Here is a 269-nt window from a genome sequence, read left to right as displayed (position 1 = left end):
GCCCCCTGCTCGCACGGGCACCCGCACTCGTTCCGATCGTCCTCATGCTGGCCGTTGCGATCGTCGACACCCTTCACACTCAGCTGGGCACGACATTCGCGCTCGCATCGTCGTTCGTCGCCTTCATCCCGCTGCTGCTCCTGGGCCAGATCGTCTACCTTGTCAGGATGCGCCGCATCCCCGTCTGGGCCGGTGCCCTGCTGGCGGCCGCGGCGTGGGTGGTTTTCGTCTACGGGATGCGCGAGACGAGTCCCGCCTTCTACGACAGC

General features: G+C 66.9%; 1 protein-coding gene. It reads left to right on the top strand.

Features of this window, described 5'->3' with window-relative positions:
• A partial coding sequence (locus SB775_RS29910) for a hypothetical protein (RefSeq protein ID WP_410864876.1) occupies positions 1–269 on the top strand: 269 nt, incomplete at both ends.

Source organism: Peribacillus sp. SIMBA_075, from assembly GCF_046534585.1.
Note: the sequence above shows the minus strand (reverse complement) of the source record. Positions and strands in the feature narration are given on the sequence as shown.